Below are 20,672 nucleotides of genomic sequence, written 5' to 3' on the forward strand. Positions count from 1 at the left end.
AAGAACGTACATTTCATAGAGACCCATTTGAACACACCTTTCCTATCACGCGACGCAGTTGCGACCGTGTCTTGAGCTTCACCTCTTTTCCCATCAGCCTTTCAGCTCAATGGGCATTGCAACGGGGCACTGAAAACTGCCACCTGGGGAAATAAAGACACTTATCAGTGCCCCGCATCAGCGATTCATGCCTGACAAAGCCAGTCCTTCAGCCAACGACCTTCAGAGAAATAGAGAGTCCACCACAAACCCCATCGATCTCTCCTTCGTTCATTGACAGAGGCCTTTCCCTGTCAGACGCCGAAATATGAGAGTGACGTCCTCTCCCACAACCGGCGCTGGTTCAGCGCAAAACCGGAGCCCTTACCGGTTCATCGCAGAACAGGAGTAGTATAAAGTCAGGTAAACAGAGGGGGATAAACATATAAGGAAAAAAAGCCCCTCCCAACAGGCTGGGGACAAGGACGAAAGGGATAAAAGCTCGAACCCGCTGGAAAATGGGGTCTTTACGCCGAAATGCGCAGATCGAAACCACAAGAGCAAAACAAAACAAATTTTTACTTCGGCATCATTCATGCCCAGTTCTGGCTCGATGCGGAAGTAAAATAGCTGCAAGCGAGCAGGGGCCGCGTTTATAAGTGTCCTAGCTTTCGGCCTCAATCACGTCGAAATGACATCTAACAGCCTCGATGACCAGTTGGCCACAGGCGTTTACCGATTGTACTATGACGTCACGAACGTGTGTTTCAATATTCTCGTCGGCGGCAATATCTAGTTTCAAAACGCCAAGCCAGTTCGGATGAACGGCTTCACAAAGCACGTCGTATGTTGCTTGAAGACTTTCGTCCTTCTTGTAGATGATCCGAAGGCAGTCGTTTATATGAACACCCTGGCCAGCACCAAACATTTTCGTCGAGAAGAGATATTTTTCAGCTCTCTTAAGCGTATTTATATCCGGTTTGCTCGGATTCACATCTTCCGAGAAGGCAACGAACAGTGCGCAGGCCTCTATATTCGCGCGAGCGAAAAGGCTCGACTGTAGCCAGTGACGATCGGTGGCTGCGGAAATTGCGCCAGTTCCGCAAATCAAAATACGATTCCTCAGAGAATTAATGAATGACGTCAATACCTTACCGCCTCCAGTGAAAGTCCGCAGCTCAGGCGGCGGCTCCAAGCGGACGTTAGAAAGATAATGGTAGGCAGAGCTATAGTCTGACATCGCTAACAGGCCCCGGCTAGCGTCTTCAGCATCTCATAGGATGCTTTGTTGCGCGCCTTGATTTTCGTGCCTGCAACTCCCTTGGTAATGTGGCCAGCATACTCAATCGAACACTCGAAAATCGGGGCATGACTTTGACGCTTGTCAGTCAGTAGGCGGTACGAAACGTGAGATTCGAGGTCGGGTCGCTTATGCATGCTCTCCAGCAGCATGGTCGTAAACGAAAGGCCTGGATCGAACTCAAGAACAGTCGCGTCAATCTGAACGTGTGTCGAGCGCCGCTCGAAAAATTGTTCAAATAGCAAAGCCGCCTTTTCAAGGCCGCATTCGCGATACTCAGAATAGATAGCGCTCTGCACGATATCCCGCCTCTGTGCATCGCTCAACGGATTCCGTGAATTCCCGACCTGTGCGTGAAACCGCTCGATGACCGGAACTACAGCTTCTTTAACGATTGTTCGCTGTGTGAACCGATCAGTATGAGGACGCACTGTGATAAACGCTTCAAGCTGAGACCCGAAGAACGAATCTCGTTCGTTGTCTCTGAAACTTTCGCCTGGCACGAGATCGCTCTTCAACGTGAAGGATGCAACTAGGCCCTCGACACTTTGGCCGAAGCGAAGCGACTCCCTGAGCTTCTCCGCACTAGCGACTATCGATGGAGACAATCTCACGAGATTCTGCCCGTACTTCCTTCTCCTAAAGTACTTATCGCGGATCAACTGCTGGAGACGTGGCCTATGGCTTCTCGACGCGGCTACCTTCTCAAGGAGATTCGCTGCTGCGCGCGCGGATACCTCGAGTTTCGACCCACCTTCCACGGCAGAGGATTCTAGACCATCGGTGGACACAATACAGCTCATTATGGCAGCGTGGTCTGGTCCCCCAACCCGTTCGATCCGATAGTGAGGTACTCTCAATCCAGCAGAATGGCAGAACTCTTGGAGCATCATCTTTGAGTCACCACAGACGATGTCGATGACGTCCTTGCTGGCGATATCAACAGTCGGAATATATTTTTTTACAATAAACGCTATTGCATCATTCTCTGACTTGTTCGTGCTAAGATAGGTAACGAGCTTGTGGAAGGCGTCGACGATCACTTGTTTCGATACAACGGTAGACTTCTGGTCTATCGGCGGACCGAAACCAAGAGTGATCCAAACTCGCTCGACAGTCTCACCCTTGGTGTAGTGATGAAGCACCGGGCTTAACAGCCGCGGTGCGAAATTTGCATAAGCCACTGATTTCGCGAGATGGTTCGATATCACGAACTTGAAGAGGAGATTCCCGTATATCGGAAGAAGTTCCTCATGACCAAAGGTCCGTCTTACGAGGCCAGTTTTGTCAGGAATTGCTCGTATCGCTTCTATGTCGGGTTGCCGCATCAGCACAGAAGCGAACTCAGGTCCTAAGTTTCCCAATACAGCACGAAACTTCTTCCAGTAGCGCTCGTAGTACTCGATGCAGGCTTTCTGCAACGACTCTGCGTTTTCGATACGTCGGACGAACTGTTGGGCCTCAGTCGAAAACGATAGAAGCTCACTCTCGTATATCGCAGATAGCTCGTCTTTAGGGACCTGCTTTGAAAACTGTGGGTCGTTCTCTTCCAGTATGGAAGCAACCAGTTCCCGGATGTCAGATGAGGTCTCTTCAGTCATTTTTAGACTTTAATGTTTCCGCACTTAGCCGCTTGCTGGCGACAATATCACCTTGCAGTTGCCAAATCTGCAAGAGCTTTCACTTCATGAGCGATAATTTCAGCTCCAGTTTCCGTTGGATAAGCCGTTAAAGCCGATAACCCCTAGCGTCGAGCGCCGTGAGATCTTCTCTCAAGTGCACCGCCATATCCATCCGCTCGTGCAGGATACTCATCACACCCAAGTCGCCGTTATCAAGCTTTCCGAAAAACAGGTAATGATGTTCATACCGGCTGAAATAAGCCTCCCTCTTGAGGTCACTAGAAACAGCAAGTCTTTGAGGAAGACGCCGCCAAAGCAGATGGTTGTCGCAGAGGCGCTGCAAATGCACGTGCAGGCCACGTATATAGGCCTCAGCCTGCGCTTCGCCCCAAGCATTCACGGTGTCACGCCAGATTTTATCCTGCGCGGCATCGGCAGGCGCATAAAAGCGATAAGCTGCCATAACTAACGACGTTTGTTTCGGCCGATAACGTCGTCAGCAGAGACGGCTACGAACGCGCCGTCATTCGCGCGCATTGCAGGAGCCAGTTCCTTTTGCAAGGCATCCCATGCCTCGTCGCGGGTTTGCAGGTCACGCCGAATAAGCGCTCGAATATATTCGCTCGCATTCTCATAAAGACCGTCATCACCAATCTGCTGCTGGATATGGTCTTGCAATGCTCCGCTGACTTTGACGTGAATGCTTCCTGACGCCATGACGTTTCCTTTCGATCTCTAAAACTATGAAAAGTGTAGCACATATTGTCAATATTCATCACGCATTGCTGGTTCGGCTGGCCACGCGTTTGGTCTTTCGCCACCAGCGGATGGTTGCCGAAGAGGATAGAAGAAGACACTTTTGAAGCGCCGACGGTAAATCATAGTTGCTCAAATTTTAGACGCGGTAAGTATATCCAATTTGCATTTTTGCGCGCAGTCGGAGCTGTAAAATCTAATTTGGTAGCTGCGTTAAATACTCCGCCCGCTCCTTTTCGTACCGCGCATAATCTTGCTCCCAGCTTTCAATTTGCGCATAACGTAGATCAGCCTTCATACCCACATGATCAACCGCCACTCTGGTTTCTGGTATTGGAGGCAGCGAATTAAACTGCATTTGTGTCAGGGCCGTACCGGCTTTCTGTACTCGGCCCCCAACCAGATTGGCTATCTGCTCTGCAATTTTTTTGGCAAAAGCAGGCCCAGATACGCCATCCAGACCTACTAACAGGTTTCGGAGCCGCTTACCTAAAGCGTCGTCGCTCGTCACGACTCCCTGATTATCAATGGTCGCAACTACATTTCCAGCAATAACGACGTTCGCATAGGGTTTAAGGCCGGCATAATTGGAAAGATCAGGGGCTTCATGGGTGCTATACTCGCTTTCCAGGCTGCTCATACTAGTATCGATAAGCAATTTCTTTGCTTCCATAAATTCATTGTATTGATCCTGGGGCAGAGCAGAGATGTTCATGGGCTTAGCATTCGATAAATCGAATACGTACAAGCTGGTCAGTTTTCCCTGGAGCTTAAGAGTGACCGTCGAAAGACCAGAAGGATTGTCGCTCGCGCCCAATGACTTGCTTCCATCCCCCGGCAGTTGCGACGTCGCGTATGCGTCAGCGGATTTAGTATCGTTCTTCTCTAGTCCACCGTAGCGACTAGCGGAGCTATAATATGTCGATCCAATCGTATTCATAGCAAATCTCCTACATTACTCCCCAATCATGCCGGATTGAACTTGCCTAAAACTAACTATTACCCAGATAAATACTTAATAGCATCGCAGCATTTATTCTAATACGATAATCAATCGCACCCAAAAAATTGCCGTAATATAACATTGCTCTTTTTTTGCCCGAGAAGGCCAAATGACATCGTCAGTGGATAGCCACGCCACAAATCTTCATCATCCTGGCCTGCTGCCGGTTTTATGGACATCGAGTTAAGGTGTTCCTCCTGAAACCGGAGAGCATGAATGCAAAGACGTATAAGCTTGAAGCAGTGAAGTTGGTCAGGGAACGTGGGGATCACTGTTGCGCAGGCTGCTCTTGATCTTGATGTCCACGAGAATGTCTTGTGCAAATGGTTCGGGAATACGGCGACGATCCCAGCCAGTCTATTCCTACGGCGCCACTGCGCCACTGGCGCTAACCGCAATCCTGGCGGCATCCACGGTCGCACTTGCCTTGCTGCAGACCCTGTCCTTGATGCCAGATGCCTGAAAATGTATGTCCTGCCCGGGATTTCGTCCGGGCAGGTCTTTTTTGAAAAGCCGATTTTCTTGCCGTCGCTCTGGTTACTTGCGGTAGGCTAGCCCACCCCAGATGCGGCCTTCGTCTCTGTGGCGGCCGCCGTGTACTGCGCCGATATAGGCAGCCGCAGCGGAAACGAGCGCGGAAGCGGCCAGCAGGAATGCTGTCAGAATACCTGCGACCCGTGCTTTTTCTGCGGCATCCGCAGCCTTGGTCTTGGCGTCGTCCAATGCCTTCTGCGCTTCCGCCTTCACGGTCTCGACCTGCTTTTGCGCTTCATCGACCTTCTTCTGTGCTTCCGCCCTGACGGCCTGCACACGTTCAACCGTCTGGTTCACGCGCGTTTGCGCATCGGTCTGGCTGATGTTTGTGCGCGCAGCGACCTGATTGGCGAGCCATGTTTTGTCGGCATCAGATATCTCGCCTGTTGCCATCAGATTGCCGAGGATTCCGCTAATCTGGCGCTGATAGTCACCGGCGCTCTGTTCACCCGTCTGAGGGGTGGCGGGCGTATCGGTCCTCAGTAGCGTATCCGTGAAATAGTCGATCGGGTTGGTTCTCAGGCCTTGCGGAAGCATCTGCTCAATGCTGGGTGCTGCAGCCTGACCGGCTCCTTGCGCCAGACCACCGGCTGCACTGCCAGCGCCGGAAATGATGCCGCCTGCCAGTTGGCCAGCCCCTTGAACGGCGCCGCCGACTGCGGAACCCGTGGCCTCGACGGCGGTCTGCGCCACGCTGCCGACAGCTTTGGCGCCACCGGACAGCACGCCGAGCGCGAGAAACGCCGAGACGACCGTCCCTAAACCCCATACGACCAAGCCGTTCACACCATCGCGGACCGTCAGTTCGTTCCTGTCGGCAGCGCCGGCAGGCCGACGCATGCGGCCGGCAATATAGCCGCCCAGCATGTATGAGCCGACCATGGAAATGATGACGAAGAGCGCGGTTATGATGAGCCAGACTGTGCTGATCTCGCCGCCATCGTCAGCAGAGATGGAACTCAGGCCCAGGCCGCCCGCGAATGCGGTGAGGACTGCCATGGCGCCCGAGGAGATGACGGCACCGGCGAAAATCGCTGGCCAGTCCACATAGCTGCGGTTTGGATTTGTTTCGATACCCGTTGGATCAACCATCAGCGTAGCCCCAGCAATGAGAGAATGAACAGAACAACGACGACGAGTCCGACTAGATAGATGATGGAATTCATGTGGCATCTCCTCCGAAAGGATGACCAATCCTCCGCGTAGCGGGTGATTATATGCAGCGAGAAATTTGAGCCGAGTGCTCCTGCACCAAACTCATCGCACCCGAAAAGGTTTCACGACTTCTCGTTGTTTCGGAAGGATTTTGCGCAAATTCAGCCGGCGGGCGACGGTGTGGGCTTGGATGAGGAAGAGCTTGGCCACTGGGCGAATATGAGCCTTGGCGAGGAAATCCGGGCCCGAGATCGCAAGAGGGTGCTCGCCGGCCTTTAAGCGCGGCCTTGCCCCCGTGGCGGTGCGCACTGCTACGATTTGATACATAAGTGCGGGTTTCAGGAAACATGCCGGATACCTGCCGGGCACATCATGACCTGATCTATTTCGGATCAGGCAGGATTTCCCATGAAAAGCCAGATTTTCTTCGCCGTCGCCCTATCGGTTGCGGCAGCGGGTTTTGGAACCGTTTATTCAAGTTCAGCGGACACGCTGCCGGAAAACGCCTCTCCCATCTATGGTGTCACTCTTCCTGACGGATATCGTGACTGGACGTTCATCGCGCCCGCGCAGGAAGCGCCGCCGCTGGACGAGCTTCGCGCTGTTCTGGCAAACGATGTCGCCGCCAACGCCTACAAAAGCGGAACCCTGCCCTTTCCCGATGGCTCGATACTGGTGAAGCTTGCCTATAAGCGGCAGCAATCCACGGAGTTTCCGCCGGCCACGGTGCCGGGAGCGGCAACCACCGTGCAGGTGATGGTGAAAGATTCCAAGAAATATGCCGGCAGCCACGGCTGGGGCTTCGGGCGGTTTGTCAACGGCAAGCCGGTGGATGCCGCGCAACATGAGACCTGTCTCTCCTGCCACGAGGGCAACGTCAAGGACCATGATTTCGTCTTCACGCGCTATGCGCAGTGACAAATGACGGGGACATGCGGTTTCGCTTAAGCGGCCGTGCGCCGGTGGCGGCTTTTACACTCGATTACAAATTCACCGAAGCCCCGACACATCAGGGATACGTGAGGTCGGGAAATTGGCGCCATCGCCGGGTCGCCTTCGCCGCCCGGAGCCCCGAACTCCTGCCTGAAAGGAAAAGATGATGACGTTTCTGGTCATTGCCTATCTCGGAGGGGCGCTGACAATTCTCAGCCCCTGTATCCTGCCCATCCTTCCCTTCGTTTTTGCGCGGGCGGGGCAACCGTTCCTGCGCAGCACGCTGCCCCTGCTTGCGGGAATGGCGGCAACGTTTTGCGCCGTCGCGACGCTGGCCGCGGTGGGCGGCAGCTGGGCAATCAGCGCCAATGAATATGGCCGGCTCGCGGCTCTTGCGCTGCTTGCGGTCTTCGGCGTCGGGCTGCTCTCGCCGCGTGCGGCCAGCATCATCACCCGTCCGGTCGTCGAACTCGGCAACCGGCTCGCCAATGCCGCCGGCAAGCCCGGGGCAATGCCGACAGTTGCGGGCTCGCTGTTACTCGGCATCGCCACCGGCCTTTTATGGGCGCCCTGCGCCGGACCGATCCTCGGGCTCGTGCTGACGGGTGCGGCCCTGAAGGGGGCCAATCTGGAAACCAGCCTGCTGCTTGCCGCCTATGCCGCCGGGGCTGCGACCTCCCTTGCCGTCGCCATCCTCGTCGGCGGCAGGGTATTTGCAGCCATGAAGCGGTCTCTGGGTTTCAGCGAGCGGATCCGGCAGGTGCTTGGCGCGGCGGTGCTTGCCGGCGTCGCGGTCATCGCGCTCGGGCTGGATACGGGTTTCCTGTCGCAGATGTCCTATGCGAGCACGGCATCCTTCGAACAGCGGGTGCTCGATCGGCTTCACACCGCCATAGCGCCCGAAGTGGCGGCGGCGGGCGTCAGCGCCGCCGCGGCACGGTCGGAGCTGCCGGTTGAGGGCAAGGCCCCATCCCTCGACGGCGCCGTGGAGTGGCTCAACTCCCCGCCGCTCACGCGTGAGCAATTGCGTGGCAAGGTCGTTCTCATCGACTTCTGGACCTATTCCTGCATCAACTGCATCCGGACCATTCCCTATGTGCGTGCCTGGGCGGACAAATACCGGGATCAGGGCCTCGTGATCATCGGCGTTCACGCCCCCGAATTCGCCTTTGAAAAGAAGATCGACAATGTCAGACAGGCCGTCGCCAACTTCAAGATCGATTACCCGGTGGCAATCGACAATGATTACAAGATCTGGCGCGCCTTTGATAACAGCTATTGGCCGGCGCATTACCTGATCGATGCCAGGGGCCAGATCCGTTACCACCATTTCGGCGAGGGCAACTACCGGCAGACCGAAGAGGCGATCCAGGACCTGCTGCGCGAGGCCGGCAGCAGCGCCTCCGCCAGCGCACCGGTGAGCCCGCAGGCGACAGGAGCCGAAGCCGGTGCGGATATCGGGCACATGCGCTCGGGCGAAACCTATATAGGCTACCGGCAGGCTCGAAGCTTCGCATCCAACGAGGCGATGCGTGCAGACACGCCGCGCGACTACTCCGTCAAGACGCCTTCCCTCAACGAATGGGGACTTTCCGGCACCTGGACGATTGGCGCGGAGGCGGCCACACTTGATGCGGCTGATGGCGGCATCACCTATCGCTTCAGCGCCCGTGACCTGCATCTGGTTCTTGGGCCGGATGCAGCCGGAAAACCGGCTCGTTTCCAGGTCACCATAGACGGGCATCCGCCGGGTGCGGATCATGGCGCCGACACGGATGCCGAGGGCAATGGCATCGTCACCTCAACCCGTCTTTACCAGCTCGTCCGCCAGTCCGGCGCCGTCGAAGCGAGAACCTTTACCATCCGCTTCCTCGACCCCGGCGTGCAGGCCTATGCCTTCACTTTCGGCTGACCCGGATTTTCCTCCCGTTCCCATCAAAACCAAAGGAGAAATATGATGCACCATCGTCTCATGCCAAAATTCGCGCTTGCCGTCGCAACCGCACTGATCGCTTTTGCCGCACAGGCGGCAGAGGTGAAGAATATCGTCATCGTCCATGGCGCGCTGGCCGATGGTTCGGCCTGGCGCAGGGCGACAGACATCCTTGAAAGCCGTGGTTTCAACGTCACGATCGTGCAGGAGCCCATCACCTCTCTTGCCGATGACGTGGCGGCCACCAACCGTGTTCTCGATCTCCAGCAGGGGCCGAGCCTGCTTGTCGGGCACAGCTACAGCGGGATGGTGATCTCGGAAGCGGGTAACCGGCCGGATGTGGCCGGGCTGGTCTATGTCGCCGCCTTCCAGCCGGAGAAGGGAGAGAGCCTTCTCGACCTCGCCGGCTCGAAACCGCCGGCTGGCAACGGCATCAAGCCGACGAAGGATGGCGCGTTCCTTTATCTCGATCCCGCCGTCTTTGGACAGGATTTCGCCGGCGATCTGCCGCGTGAGGACGCGGCCTTCATGGCAAGAAGTCAGGTCTTCGCCGCCAAGGCCGCCTTTGCCGCCAAAGCCGGCGAACCCGCCTGGAAAACCAAGAAAAGCTGGTCGATTGTCGCAACGCAGGACCGCTCGATCAACCCAGATCTCGAGCGCGACATGGCCAAGCGCGCCGGCAGTGCGGTGACCGAGATTGCGGCAAGCCATGCGGTCTTTGCCTCCCAACCCGAAAAGGTCGCAGACGTCATCGAACAGGCCGCCCGGCAATCCGCCAAATAAACCGCGCCCGCCTCGAAATCCAATACAGCCGCCCCAGACACCGGGGCGGCTGATTGCGTAAGGAGGGCGGACCGAATGTATCAGTCTGTATCCGGAATGCCCCCTGCTACAAAACCATTCACATTCGTCCTCCTTGCGACACATCGAGGATACACGCACCGCGTTACCTGCCCGCATCCAACATGGACAGGAGAGACAGCAATGAATTCCGAGATCAATTTCCAGCGCCGCCGCTTCTTCGGCATTGCAGCAATGACGGTTGCCGCCGTCGAATTCGGGGCCGCAGGCCTTGCTCATGCCAAGGGCGAAGCGCCTTCGCCTCAGCCGTCAACCGGACGCGACGGAGCCACCTCCTTTGGCGCCCTGAAGCAGGTTGAAGCGGGCGTACTCAGCGTCGGTTATGCAGAAGCCGGCCCCGCAGACGGCCCGGTCGTGCTGCTGCTGCACGGATGGCCTTATGACATCTACAGCTATGTCGATGTCGCACCCATCCTTGCATCGGCTGGATATCGGGTACTCATCCCCTATCTGCGCGGGTATGGCACGACCCGTTTTCTCTCGGACGACACCGCACGCAACGGACAGCAGGCGGCGCTTGCGGTCGACATGATCGCCTTTCTCGACGCGCTCGGCGTCAAGCAGGCCGTCGTTGCCGGTTATGACTGGGGCGCTCGCACCGCCGACATCATGGCGGCGCTCTGGCCCGAACGTTGCACCGGGCTCGTATCGGTCAGCGGCTACCTTATCGGCAGCCAGGAGATAAACAGGAAGCCGCTTCCGCCCAAGGCGGAACTCTCCTGGTGGTATCAGTTCTATTTCGCGACGGAACGCGGCCGTGCGGGCTATGCCGCCAACACCCGCGACTTCGTGCGCCTGATCTGGCAGACGGCATCTCCGACCTGGAAATTCAGCGACGAGACCTTCAATCGTTCGGCCCCCGCATTCGACAATCCCGACCATGTTGCCATCACCATCCATAACTACCGCTGGCGGCTGGCACTGGCCGACGGAGAAGCCAAGTACGATAATTACGAGCGCCAGCTTGCGAAACTTCCCGTCATCACCGTGCCGACGATAACGCTGGAAGGCGACGCCAACGGCGCGCCGCATCCGGATCCTTCCGCCTACGCATCGAAGTTTTCCGGCAAGTACCAGCACCGCAACATCAGCGGCGGCATCGGTCACAACCTGCCGCAGGAAGCGCCCGAGGCTTTTGCCAGGGCTGTTCTGGACGTCGCAAAGCTTTAAACTTGCCGAAGCCCACGAACCGTTGTCTTACTGCATGTGACGCAGGGGACGCGGTAGCGGGCCACTCGAACCGTCCGGACGACGAAGGCATCCAATGGAACATATCGACCATATTCTCGTCGTAGACGACGACAGGGAAATCCGGGAGTTGGTTTCCAGCTACCTGAAGAAGAACGGCCTGCGCACGAGCGTGGCGGCCGACGGACGGCAGATGCGAAGTTTTCTCGACGGCAATACCGTCGATCTCATCGTGCTCGACGTGATGATGCCTAGCGATGACGGGCTGGTCCTATGCCGTGAGCTGCGAGCGGGAAAACACAAAGCCACGCCGGTCTTGATGCTGACCGCCCGCGATGACGAGATGGATCGCATTATCGGGCTCGAAATGGGAGCCGACGACTATCTGTCGAAGCCCTTCGCTGCCCGTGAGCTTCTTGCGCGGATCAAGGCCATCCTGCGCCGCACGCGGATGCTGCCTCCCAATCTGCAGATCAGCGAGGCCGGGCAGCTCCTGACCTTTGGTGACTGGCGCCTCGACACCGTGGGCCGTCACCTGCTCGACAGGGAGGGCACGACCGTTGCCTTGAGCGGGGCTGAATACCGGCTTCTCAGGGTCTTCATCGATCATCCCCAGCGCGTCCTCAACCGGGACCAGCTGTTAAATCTCACCCAGGGACGCGATGCGGAGCTTTTCGACCGGTCGATAGATCTTCTCGTGAGCCGCGTGCGTCAGCGCCTGGGGGATGACGCCCGCGAACCCATCTACATCAAGACGGTACGGGCGGAGGGTTATGTCTTTGCGGTGCCCGTGGAGATTTCGGAGCCGAGGATATGAACGGCCCGCGCCGGCTCGCCGGCTGGTGGCCACGCTCATTGCGGTCCAGACTTTTCATCATCCTTTTTGCCGGCCTCGCCATTGCCTACGGCCTGTCGTTCAGCATCCTCTTTGCCGAACGATATATGTCGGCAAAGGCGGTCATGCTCGGCACTCTGGAGCAGGATCTGGCGGTATCGATCGCCATCATCGACCGCCTGCCTGCGGAAGAGCGGGCGCAATGGGTCCATCGCCTGAGCCGCAACAATTATCAACTCGTCCTCGGCCCCGGTCTTCCCGGTGTTTCCGACATGACCGGCCGCGGCGCTGAAATTGCGCAGAGGATCGAGGAAGCCGCGGGACACCGTTTTCCCGTCAGGGTCGAGTCCATTCCCGGCGACGGCAAGCGGCTTCAGGCGCACCTGACGCTATCGGACGGCTCGCCCCTGACGATCGACGTGACACCGCGCGGCGTGATGCCCCTGGCGGAATGGCTGCCTTATGTCTTCGCCGCGCAGATGGCGCTTCTCCTCCTCTGCACCTGGTTTGCAGTGCGACAGACGACCAGACCCCTCAGCGCGCTTGCTGCGGCAGCCGAAGCGCTGGATCCGGGGGAAAAGGGGTCGCCGATGAGTGAGAGCGGCCCAAGCGAAGTTGCTCACGCCGCCCGCGCCTTCAACGCCATGCGCGATCGCGTCGCGCAATATCTCGAGGAGCGCGTCCAGATTCTTGCGGCGATTTCGCACGACCTGCAGACGCCCATCACCCGGATGCGGTTGCGGGCCGATATGGCAGACGATACGCCGGAAAAGGAAAAGCTGGTCAGTGACCTGCGTGAAATCGAACGCCTGGTGCAGGATGGGATCGCTTACGCACGCAGCGCTCACGGCAATGGCGAGAAATCCTCCCGTATCGATCTGGCCTCTTTCATCGACAGCATTGCCTACGACTATCAGGATACCGGAAAAGCCGTAACAGTTGCCGGCATGGTGCGCGGCACCGCGTCGACAAAGCCCCATGCATTGCGAAGAATCCTGACGAACTTCATAGATAACGCCCTCAAATTCGCTGGCAGCGCCGAGATTAAAGTGGACCGGCGTGGTGAAGGCGCAGTGGTCATCACGGTGCTCGATCGGGGGCCGGGCATCCCGGACGAGATGCTGCAAAATGCCATGCAACCGTTCTTCCGGATCGAAACATCGAGAAACCGCGATACGGGTGGAACCGGTCTCGGACTGGCGATCGCGCAGCAACTCGCCGGAACGATCGGCGGCTCGGTTCGCCTCTATAACAGGCAGGGCGGCGGGCTTGCGGCCGAGGTGGCTTTTCCCTGACAGGGAGGCGGGTCGACGATAACCAGTGACAAAGCGCCGATACTTTTCGATACAGTTTCGCAGTTTCCGGAAACATGCCGGATACGCTGATCCACCACAAAGCTCCTATCACGAAACGCCGCAGCAGCGGCAAATGAAAGGAGCCTCCCATGACCAAGATCGAGACTGTTCTTTATACCGGCAAGACCCACACGACCGGCGGGCGTGACGGATCGGCACAAAGCGATGATGGCGCGCTGGGCATCAAGCTCTCGCCTCCGGGCAGCGGAAAGCCGGGCACGAATCCCGAACAGCTTTTTGCGGCCGGCTGGTCGGCATGTTTTATCGGCGCCATGACAAAGGCGGCGGCGAAACGCCAGCTCCGGCTTCCCGCCAACACCGCCGTCGATGCGGAGGTCGACCTCGGCACGACGGGCGGCGAGTTCTTCCTGCAGGCTCGCCTGTCGGTAAGCCTGCCCGGGATCGATCGTCCCGTAGCACAGGCCATCATTAAGGATGCCCACCAGATCTGCCCCTATTCGAAGGCAACCAGGGGAAACATCGATGTTACGCTCAAGCTCGCTTAAGCCGATTGTCTCCGCCCGTGCGCTTGTCATCGCCATCGTGGTTGCGGCGATATTTGCAGCACCATGCGTATATGATGCAACATCCGACGAGCCCTCGCCGCTTGCGGGACTTCTGGGCGCGGTCTCATCGATGTGACCACAAGGGAACGGCTCGGCGCCCGCCGCAGCCGTTTTCACGTTTCCACTTCTTCCTGCCATCCCTCTGATCAACTCAATGAAGTCTGCTTGGACCCATGCGGCGCGCCTCCAGCGCGTTCCGCGGCGGCCAGACGAGCCGGATTTCCAACCATCTTAAAAGAGGCCAGATCAATGCGATCAATTGAACACATCTATATCGACGGTAAATTTGTGGTGCCAGACGGCAATGAACGGCTGGACCTTTTCAATCCGGCGACGGAAGAAAAAATCGGCGATGTCCGGCTTGGCAATGCCGATGATGCAAGGGCCGCAGTGGCAGCCGCGAAACGGGCTTTTCCCGCCATGGCAACATCCACCAAGGCGCAGCGTATCGACATGCTGCGCAGCCTGCGCGATACGATCGAAGAGCGACCGGATGAGCTTACGCAGGTCATGACCGAAGAATACGGCGCGCCCGCTTATTTCACGGCTTTCTCCGTTCAAAACGCAGCGTCGATTTTTGATGTTATGGCTGAGACCGTGGCGAACTACGACTTTGACCGGGTCGTGGGCAAAAGCACGGTCAGGATGCTGCCGCGCGGCGTTCTCGCCGCCATCACGCCCTGGAACAGCAATTTCGGTTTTATCGCCACCAAGCTTGCGCATGCAATCGGTTCAGGCTCGTCCCTCGTCATCAAGCCGGCCGAACAGAGTGCGTTTCAGACGGATATTCTGGTGAGAAGGCTGCATCGGGCCGGCCTGCCGGCAGGGGTTTTCAACATTGTCAACGGCACGGGGCCGGTGGTCGGTGCGGCGCTGACGCAGGATCCCGACGTGGCGACCGTCAGTTTCACCGGTTCCACCCAGGCTGCAAAGATCATTCAGCGTGCGGCGATCGACGGCATGAAAAGGGTGGTTCTGGAGCTGGGAGGCAAGGCACCCACCATTATCCTGCCGGATGCCGACCTCGACAAGGCCATACCTGTCGCCCTGATGTCGGGCTTTGCAAACAGCGGCCAGGCCTGCGTCGCGGGTACCCGCATCCTGGCTCCGAGGTCCCGTCTCCCCGAGATTGCCCAGCGGTTGAGAATGGCGGCTGAAAAATTCAAAGTTGGCGATCCCCGTGATCCGGAGGTTCGGGTAGGCCCTCTCGCCAGCCTTGCCCAGTGGGAAAGGATCCAGACTTACATCCGGCTTGGTGTCGAAGAAGGAGCAACCCTGCTGACAGGCGGAACCGGACGCCCGGCCGGGATTGAAAAAGGATGGTTCGCCCGCCCGACAATCTTCGCAGATATCACGAACGAAATGCGCATCGCCCGCGAAGAAATCTTTGGTCCCGTCCTGTGTCTTCTCGCCTATGAGGACGAAGATGAGGCCGTCAAAATCGCCAATGATAGCGACTACGGATTGCAAGCCTATGTGCTTGGATCCGACATCAGACGTGCCGAACGCATCGCCGAGAGGCTGATGGCCGGCCGCGTCGTCATCAACGGCGCACCGCATGATCCTCGCGCGCCCTTCGGCGGTTTCAAGCAATCCGGTATCGGCAGGGAGATCGGTGCCTTCGGTCTCGACGGCATGCTCGAACCGCGAGCCGTTCTCACCCCGTAACGCGAGAAGTCTGCAGCGCCGGTCCCGGCGCACTCTCTCTTCTGCTTCAGGCCGACTTTGTATCCAGAAGTGTCAGCCGTGCGAAAACCGACGTTTGATGACGCAACAGCAGGTCGAAAGAAACAGCCGGGATACGATCAACATCTACCTGTTTCGGACGCGACACGGCGTTGGTCATCTCGGATCTCCATCATGAATAACGATATTGCGCCACTTGATGGAGAAGCGTTGTGTCGAGAGTTTTCCATCGAAACCGAAAACGGTACCTCGATGTAGCCTGTCTGGTTGCTGATACAATAAGCTACGGTCGAGGACGGCAATCACATCGATCAGACCTGAAATTTCGTTTCGTTGTGCGAAGGATCCGGCTTCGCATCGACGCGATTTTCCGCCTCGGCCTGCTGCGACAGAGGAAGCTCCAGTTGGATGTCCTCCATCTCGGGCAGGCTGGCGATGCCGTCACGAAGGACAAGGTCTTCATAAGATGGTTTGAACGGCATCGGAATCTCCTTCCGCGCGGGAAATTGGTCGCCATCCGCTTTTTGCGGCGGCGACCCTTTACCGGTGATCAGCTCTTCACGAAGGCCAGCAGATCCGGATTGATGATGTCGGCATGGGTTGTCAGCATGCCGTGCGGATATCCCTTATACACCTTCAGCGTGCCATTCTTCAGCAATTTGACCGACAATTCGGCAGAATCTGCGATCGGCACGACCTGGTCGTCATCGCCGTGGAGAACGAGCGTCGGCACCGTGATCGCCTTCAGGTCTTCCGTCTGATTGGTTTCCGAGAAGGCCTTGACGCCGTCGTAATGGGCCTTGGCGCTGCCCATCATCCCCTGACGCCACCAGTTCTGGATAACACCGGGAAAGACTTTGGCATCCGGACGATTGAAGCCGTAAAACGGACCGGTCGGCACGTCGAGGAAGAACTGGGCGCGGTTTTCGGCCACACCCTTGCGGAAGCTGTCGAAGACTTCGATCGGCAGACCGCCGGGATTGGAAGGCGTCTTCAGCATCAGTGGCGGAACGGCGGAGACGAGAACGGCCTTGGCGACACGGCCCTGCGGTTCGCCGAATTTTGCGACGTAACGCGCGACCTCACCACCGCCAGTCGAGTGTCCGATATGAACAGCGTTCCTGAGATCGAGATGTTCGGCAACGGCGGATGCATCGGCGGCATAATGATCCATGTCGTGACCGTCGCTCACCTGCTGGGAACGGCCGTGGCCGCGACGGTCATGGGCCACGACGCGGTAACCGTTGTTTACGAAGAACAGCATCTGGGCATCCCAGTCGTCGGAGGATAGCGGCCAGCCGTGATGGAACACGATGGGCTGGGCATCCTTCGGACCCCAATCCTTGAAATAGATATCGACGCCGTCCTTGGTCTTTACGAATGATTCGGTCATTGGAAATGCTCCTTCGTTTCGGGATGAGGTGGATTTTGAAAAGGCTGTTGATGGAACTGCCATCGCAGCGGAAAGCGCGGCACCGGCCACGAGAAGACGTCGTCTCGAAAGCGCCAGCGTAATTGGATCGTCGGTCATGTCGGTTTCCTGCCTGGCTTCAGCGGGAGCGACGGGTGGTTTCGAACAGGAACCATGTGCGGCGCTCGGTCTCGTCGATCCAGTTTTCGATCAGGCTGGTGGTGGCGTGATCGTTGAGGTCGGAGGTGAGGTTGTGCGTTTGTCGCAGGATGGCGGTCAGCTGCTTGTTGTCCTCGCGCAGTTCGGCGAGCATGTCCTCCGGGGTGACGAAGTCGGCATCATTATCAAGGAGACGCTGGAGGCGGCCGATATGACCGATGGAACGGATGGTGGTGCCGCCGACCTTGCGCGCCCTTTCAGCAATGTCGTCGGTCATCGCGAATATCTGCGCCCCCTGTTCGTCCAGCAGCATGTGATAATCACGAAAATGCGGACCGGAAACATGCCAGTGGAAATTCTTGGTCTTGATGTAGAGCGTGAAGACATCCGCCAGCAGGGCGGTCAATGCGGCGGCGATGTCGCGGCTCGCTTCGGCACCGAGGTCAGTCGGCGTTGCGAGTGGAAGCTTGCGGTTGCTGGCAACTGTGGTCATGTCCATGATCGTTCTCCTTTTGCAATCGACCGCCCGATGTTGAGCGCCCCTGTTGCGGCTGTCTGATCGGCACCGAGGATAGAAAGAAGAATGGCCCGGGAGAAATCGGCTGGTGGTACAGTCCACCCGATACCTAAGTGTAGTTTCGGCGGGTTCCCACCCGGGATAGTTTTTGCCTGTCGCCCCGCCCCAGGGCGATTGGCTCGCAGAAGCCATGAACTCCGGTATCCCCTCTCCCGGAGCCGCGGATCTCCTCCCGATCCGCCAAGGCCGCCCCCGCCGCAGGAGGCGGCCTTTTTCGTTCCGCCCTCCAGGGAGCAGGCAACCTATGCCTGAGTATGATGTTTACCCATCCGCAGTTGCGCTAGCGTCAGCGGGCACGACAATCCTCAATCTGCAAAATCGAAGGAATTCCGACATGGCAGAAGAGCGGCCGGAAGGTATTGAAAAATACGATCATCCCGCTGGCGGCTGGGATGCGTTGAAAGCTGTTGCGAAAACGCTCGCGCATCAGCAGATCGTCGCACAGGGCACGATGACGCTCCTCAAGGCCAATAAGCCCGAAGGTTTCGACTGTCCCGGCTGCGCCTGGCCCGACCCCAAACACACCTCATCGTTCGAGTTCTGCGAAAACGGCGCCAAGGCAATCACCTGGGAATCGACGGCGAAACGATCCGGACCCGAATTTTTCGCGCAGCATACGGTTTCCGAACTGTGGCAATGGACCGATCACAAGCTTGAGGATGCCGGCCGGCTAACCCTTCCCCTGCATTACAATTCCGAAAAGGACCGCTATGAACCGATCGCCTGGGACGATGCCTTCAGCCTGATCGCACTGGAACTCAACAAGCTTGACGACCCCGACAAGGCTGAGTTCTACACGTCCGGCCGGGCATCCAATGAGGCTGCGTTTCTCTACCAGCTTTTCGTGCGCGCCTATGGCACGAACAATTTCCCTGACTGTTCCAACATGTGCCATGAAGCGACAAGCGTCGGCCTTCCGAAATCCATCGGTGTCGGCAAAGGCACGGTGACGCTGGAGGATTTCGATCATGCCGATGCGATCTTCAGCTTCGGCCACAATCCCGGCACCAACCATCCGCGCATGATGACGACGCTGCACAATGCCGCAAAACGCGGCGTGCCGATCGTCGTGTTCAATCCGCTGAAGGAACGCGCGCTGGAGCGCTTCGCCGCGCCGCAGGACCCGATCGAGATGGCGACGCTCTCTTCGACGCCAATCGCCTCCGCCTATCACCAGCTTCGCACCGGAGGCGATCTCGCCGCCCTCAAGGGCATTATGAAGGCGGTGTTCGAACTCGATGCGGAGAGCCTTCAGGCGGACCGCGGCGGCGTACTCGACCGGGCTTTCATCGAGGAACATACCGCAGGCCTCGACGCGCTTCGCGCCGATATCGACGCGACGTCCTGGGATATGATCTGCTCAGTCAGCGGGCTGACGAAGGAGGCTATAGAGAGTGTTGCGAGGATTTATGTGAACGCTTCTAACGTCATCATCTGTTACGGCATGGGTATAACCCAGCACGCCAAGGGTACCAGCAACGTGCAGCAGATCGCCAATCTCCTGCTGCTGCGTGGAAATATGGGTCGCCCCGGGGCGGGAATAGCGCCCATTCGCGGCCATTCCAACGTTCAGGGAGACCGTACCGTCGGCATTACCGAAATCCCGAACAAGGCGCTGTTGGACGGCATGGAACGCGCTTTCGGTTTCCGCCCATCTGCGGAGAAGGGTCACAACGCGATAGAAGCGGTGGAGGCAATCATCGCCGGCAAGTCCCGCGCACTTATCTGCCTGGGCGGCAATCTCGCCGTCGCCATGTCGGATACAGGCGCGACCTTCGAGGGCATGCGCAACCTCGATCTGGCCGTTCATATCGCAACGAAGCTCAACCGCTCTCATCTTTTGACAGCAAAGACATCGCTGATCCTGCCTTGCCTTGGACGCACCGATCTGGATACTCAGGCGTCAGGACCGCAGGCTGTAACAGTCGAGGATTCGATGTCGATGGTGCATGCCTCTCGCGGTTTCCTCAATCCACCAGGGGAACTGGTGAGGTCAGAGCCCGCCATCATCGCCGGCATCGCCAAGGCAACCATCGGAAACCGTCACGGAATTGATTGGGACTGGCTGATTGCCGATTACGACCGAGTCCGTGACAAGATCGAAGAGGTCTTTCCCGATTTCAGGGATTTCAACAGCCGGGTTCGGGTAAAAGGCGGTTTTCGCCTTGATGTCGCGGCCTCCTTCCGCCGTTGGAACACGCAGAGCGGCAGGGCCAATTTCCTCGTCGCCACAGGACTTGAGGAAGACCCGCTCATCTCCAATCCGGAAGCACTCGTGCTGACCACGATCCGCAGTCACGATCAGTACAATACGACGATCTATGGCATGGATGACCGTTATCGCGGCGTCTTCGGCCGAAGGGACATTATCTTCATGAACCGGCACGACCTTGCCGCGCGCGGCCTGAAGGATGGTGATCGCATCGATATTCACGGCATCGGCCCGGAAAATGAGGGCCGACACCTCGTTCAGGGTTTCACGGCGGTCGAATACAATATCCCGAAGGGATCGGCCGCAGGCTATTATCCGGAGATGAATGCGGTGGTGGCGCTCGGCCATTATGACCGCCTTTCCGGAACGCCTTCCTACAAGGGTGTCCCGATCACGGTGAGTCCGGCAGCCGCCTGACGCCCGGAGGCCCGGCGCGCAATGCAACGGTGCTTGCACGCTCTTTTCCCCACCGTTTGGGCTGGACGTCACCTCGGGCCATCAGGCATGGCCTGTGGAAGACGGGCCATATATGCGGATTTTTCGATATATCGCCGTGCCGTTTTACCGCTATCCTGATGTTTCGACGACGGTGGCAACCAAGACCTAT

Annotated in this window: 19 protein-coding genes and 1 pseudogene; 10 read left to right on the forward strand and 10 right to left on the reverse strand. The window is 57.8% G+C overall.

All coding sequences use genetic code 11. The features are described from left to right. Window positions 1-643 precede the first annotated feature (643 nt). From BTE54_RS18950 to BTE54_RS18970, 5 genes are all read right to left on the reverse strand, one after another. Window positions 644-1,219 carry a hypothetical protein gene (locus tag BTE54_RS18950; protein WP_078053564.1) on the reverse strand — a complete coding sequence of 192 codons (576 nt, stop codon included), beginning with the start codon at window positions 1,217-1,219 and terminating at the stop codon, window positions 644-646. A gap of 2 nt (window positions 1,220-1,221) precedes the next feature. Then, window positions 1,222-2,880, reverse strand: coding sequence for a putative dsRNA-binding protein (locus BTE54_RS18955; RefSeq protein ID WP_078053565.1), 1,659 nt, complete (start codon window positions 2,878-2,880; stop codon window positions 1,222-1,224). A 127-nt stretch (window positions 2,881-3,007) separates the two neighbouring features. After that, a complete protein-coding gene (locus BTE54_RS18960) occupies window positions 3,008-3,364 on the reverse strand; it encodes a type II toxin-antitoxin system RelE/ParE family toxin (protein WP_078053566.1) in 357 nt (118 codons plus the stop codon). A 2-nt stretch (window positions 3,365-3,366) separates the two neighbouring features. Beyond that, window positions 3,367-3,618, reverse strand: coding sequence for a transcriptional regulator (locus BTE54_RS18965; RefSeq protein ID WP_078053567.1), 252 nt, complete (start codon window positions 3,616-3,618; stop codon window positions 3,367-3,369). Window positions 3,619-3,853: 235 nt separating this feature from the next. Beyond that, window positions 3,854-4,597 (reverse strand): hypothetical protein, encoded by a 744-nt coding sequence (locus BTE54_RS18970; RefSeq protein WP_078053568.1) that lies wholly within the window; start codon window positions 4,595-4,597, stop codon window positions 3,854-3,856. Between the two features lie 275 nt (window positions 4,598-4,872). Here BTE54_RS18970 and BTE54_RS24815 point away from each other — a divergent pair. Continuing rightward, a pseudogene (locus BTE54_RS24815) lies at window positions 4,873-5,025 on the forward strand (transposase); the annotation flags it as partial. Window positions 5,026-5,197: 172 nt separating this feature from the next. Here BTE54_RS24815 and BTE54_RS18980 read toward each other — a convergent pair. Further along, window positions 5,198-6,286, reverse strand: a complete 1,089-nt coding sequence (locus tag BTE54_RS18980) for a hypothetical protein (protein ID WP_078053570.1) — start codon at window positions 6,284-6,286, stop codon at window positions 5,198-5,200. Between the two features lie 471 nt (window positions 6,287-6,757). Here BTE54_RS18980 and BTE54_RS18985 point away from each other — a divergent pair, with 471 nt between their 5' ends. From BTE54_RS18985 to BTE54_RS19020, 8 genes are all read left to right on the forward strand, one after another. After that, window positions 6,758-7,267: a cytochrome P460 family protein gene (locus BTE54_RS18985; RefSeq protein WP_065656028.1), complete on the forward strand. Its 510-nt coding sequence runs from the start codon at window positions 6,758-6,760 to the stop codon at window positions 7,265-7,267. 181 nt (window positions 7,268-7,448) lie between these two features. Beyond that, window positions 7,449-9,194, forward strand: a complete 1,746-nt coding sequence (locus tag BTE54_RS18990; RefSeq protein ID WP_078053571.1) for a cytochrome c biogenesis protein DipZ — start codon at window positions 7,449-7,451, stop codon at window positions 9,192-9,194. Between the two features lie 45 nt (window positions 9,195-9,239). Next, window positions 9,240-9,998, forward strand: coding sequence for an alpha/beta hydrolase (locus BTE54_RS18995; protein WP_065656079.1), 759 nt, complete (start codon window positions 9,240-9,242; stop codon window positions 9,996-9,998). Between the two features lie 201 nt (window positions 9,999-10,199). Then, on the forward strand, window positions 10,200-11,246 hold the full coding sequence (locus BTE54_RS19000) for an alpha/beta hydrolase (RefSeq protein WP_078053572.1): 1,047 nt from the start codon (window positions 10,200-10,202) through the stop codon (window positions 11,244-11,246). Window positions 11,247-11,340: 94 nt separating this feature from the next. Next, window positions 11,341-12,081, forward strand: coding sequence for a response regulator (locus BTE54_RS19005; protein WP_078053573.1), 741 nt, complete (start codon window positions 11,341-11,343; stop codon window positions 12,079-12,081). After that, the gene (locus BTE54_RS19010) at window positions 12,078-13,394 is read left to right on the forward strand and encodes an ATP-binding protein (RefSeq protein WP_078053574.1); all 1,317 of its coding nucleotides are present in this window, start codon (window positions 12,078-12,080) and stop codon (window positions 13,392-13,394) included. Before BTE54_RS19005 ends, BTE54_RS19010 begins: the two co-directional genes overlap by 4 nt. Window positions 13,395-13,543: 149 nt before the next feature. Further along, on the forward strand, window positions 13,544-13,960 hold the full coding sequence (locus tag BTE54_RS19015) for an organic hydroperoxide resistance protein (protein ID WP_078053575.1): 417 nt from the start codon (window positions 13,544-13,546) through the stop codon (window positions 13,958-13,960). Between the two features lie 309 nt (window positions 13,961-14,269). Then, a complete protein-coding gene (locus BTE54_RS19020) occupies window positions 14,270-15,688 on the forward strand; it encodes an aldehyde dehydrogenase family protein (RefSeq protein WP_078053576.1) in 1,419 nt (472 codons plus the stop codon). A 46-nt stretch (window positions 15,689-15,734) separates the two neighbouring features. Here BTE54_RS19020 and BTE54_RS25455 read toward each other — a convergent pair whose 3' ends face one another. From BTE54_RS25455 to BTE54_RS19030, 4 genes are all read right to left on the reverse strand, one after another. Beyond that, window positions 15,735-15,866: a hypothetical protein gene (locus BTE54_RS25455; protein ID WP_280940566.1), complete on the reverse strand. Its 132-nt coding sequence runs from the start codon at window positions 15,864-15,866 to the stop codon at window positions 15,735-15,737. 151 nt (window positions 15,867-16,017) lie between these two features. After that, the gene (locus tag BTE54_RS25145; RefSeq protein WP_198939193.1) at window positions 16,018-16,188 is read right to left on the reverse strand and encodes a hypothetical protein; all 171 of its coding nucleotides are present in this window, start codon (window positions 16,186-16,188) and stop codon (window positions 16,018-16,020) included. Window positions 16,189-16,256: 68 nt separating this feature from the next. Further along, window positions 16,257-17,237, reverse strand: coding sequence for an alpha/beta hydrolase (locus BTE54_RS19025; protein ID WP_078053577.1), 981 nt, complete (start codon window positions 17,235-17,237; stop codon window positions 16,257-16,259). 19 nt (window positions 17,238-17,256) lie between these two features. Next, window positions 17,257-17,775, reverse strand: a complete 519-nt coding sequence (locus BTE54_RS19030; protein WP_065656035.1) for a Dps family protein — start codon at window positions 17,773-17,775, stop codon at window positions 17,257-17,259. A 412-nt stretch (window positions 17,776-18,187) separates the two neighbouring features. Between BTE54_RS19030 and BTE54_RS19035 the strand changes: the two genes are divergently transcribed. After that, window positions 18,188-20,482 carry an FdhF/YdeP family oxidoreductase gene (locus BTE54_RS19035; RefSeq protein WP_078053578.1) on the forward strand — a complete coding sequence of 765 codons (2,295 nt, stop codon included), beginning with the start codon at window positions 18,188-18,190 and terminating at the stop codon, window positions 20,480-20,482. Window positions 20,483-20,672 lie beyond the last annotated feature (190 nt).

Origin of the sequence: Agrobacterium sp. YIC 4121, assembly GCF_002008205.1 — a bacterium.
Taxonomy (GTDB): Bacteria; Pseudomonadota; Alphaproteobacteria; order Rhizobiales; family Rhizobiaceae; genus Agrobacterium; species Agrobacterium leguminum.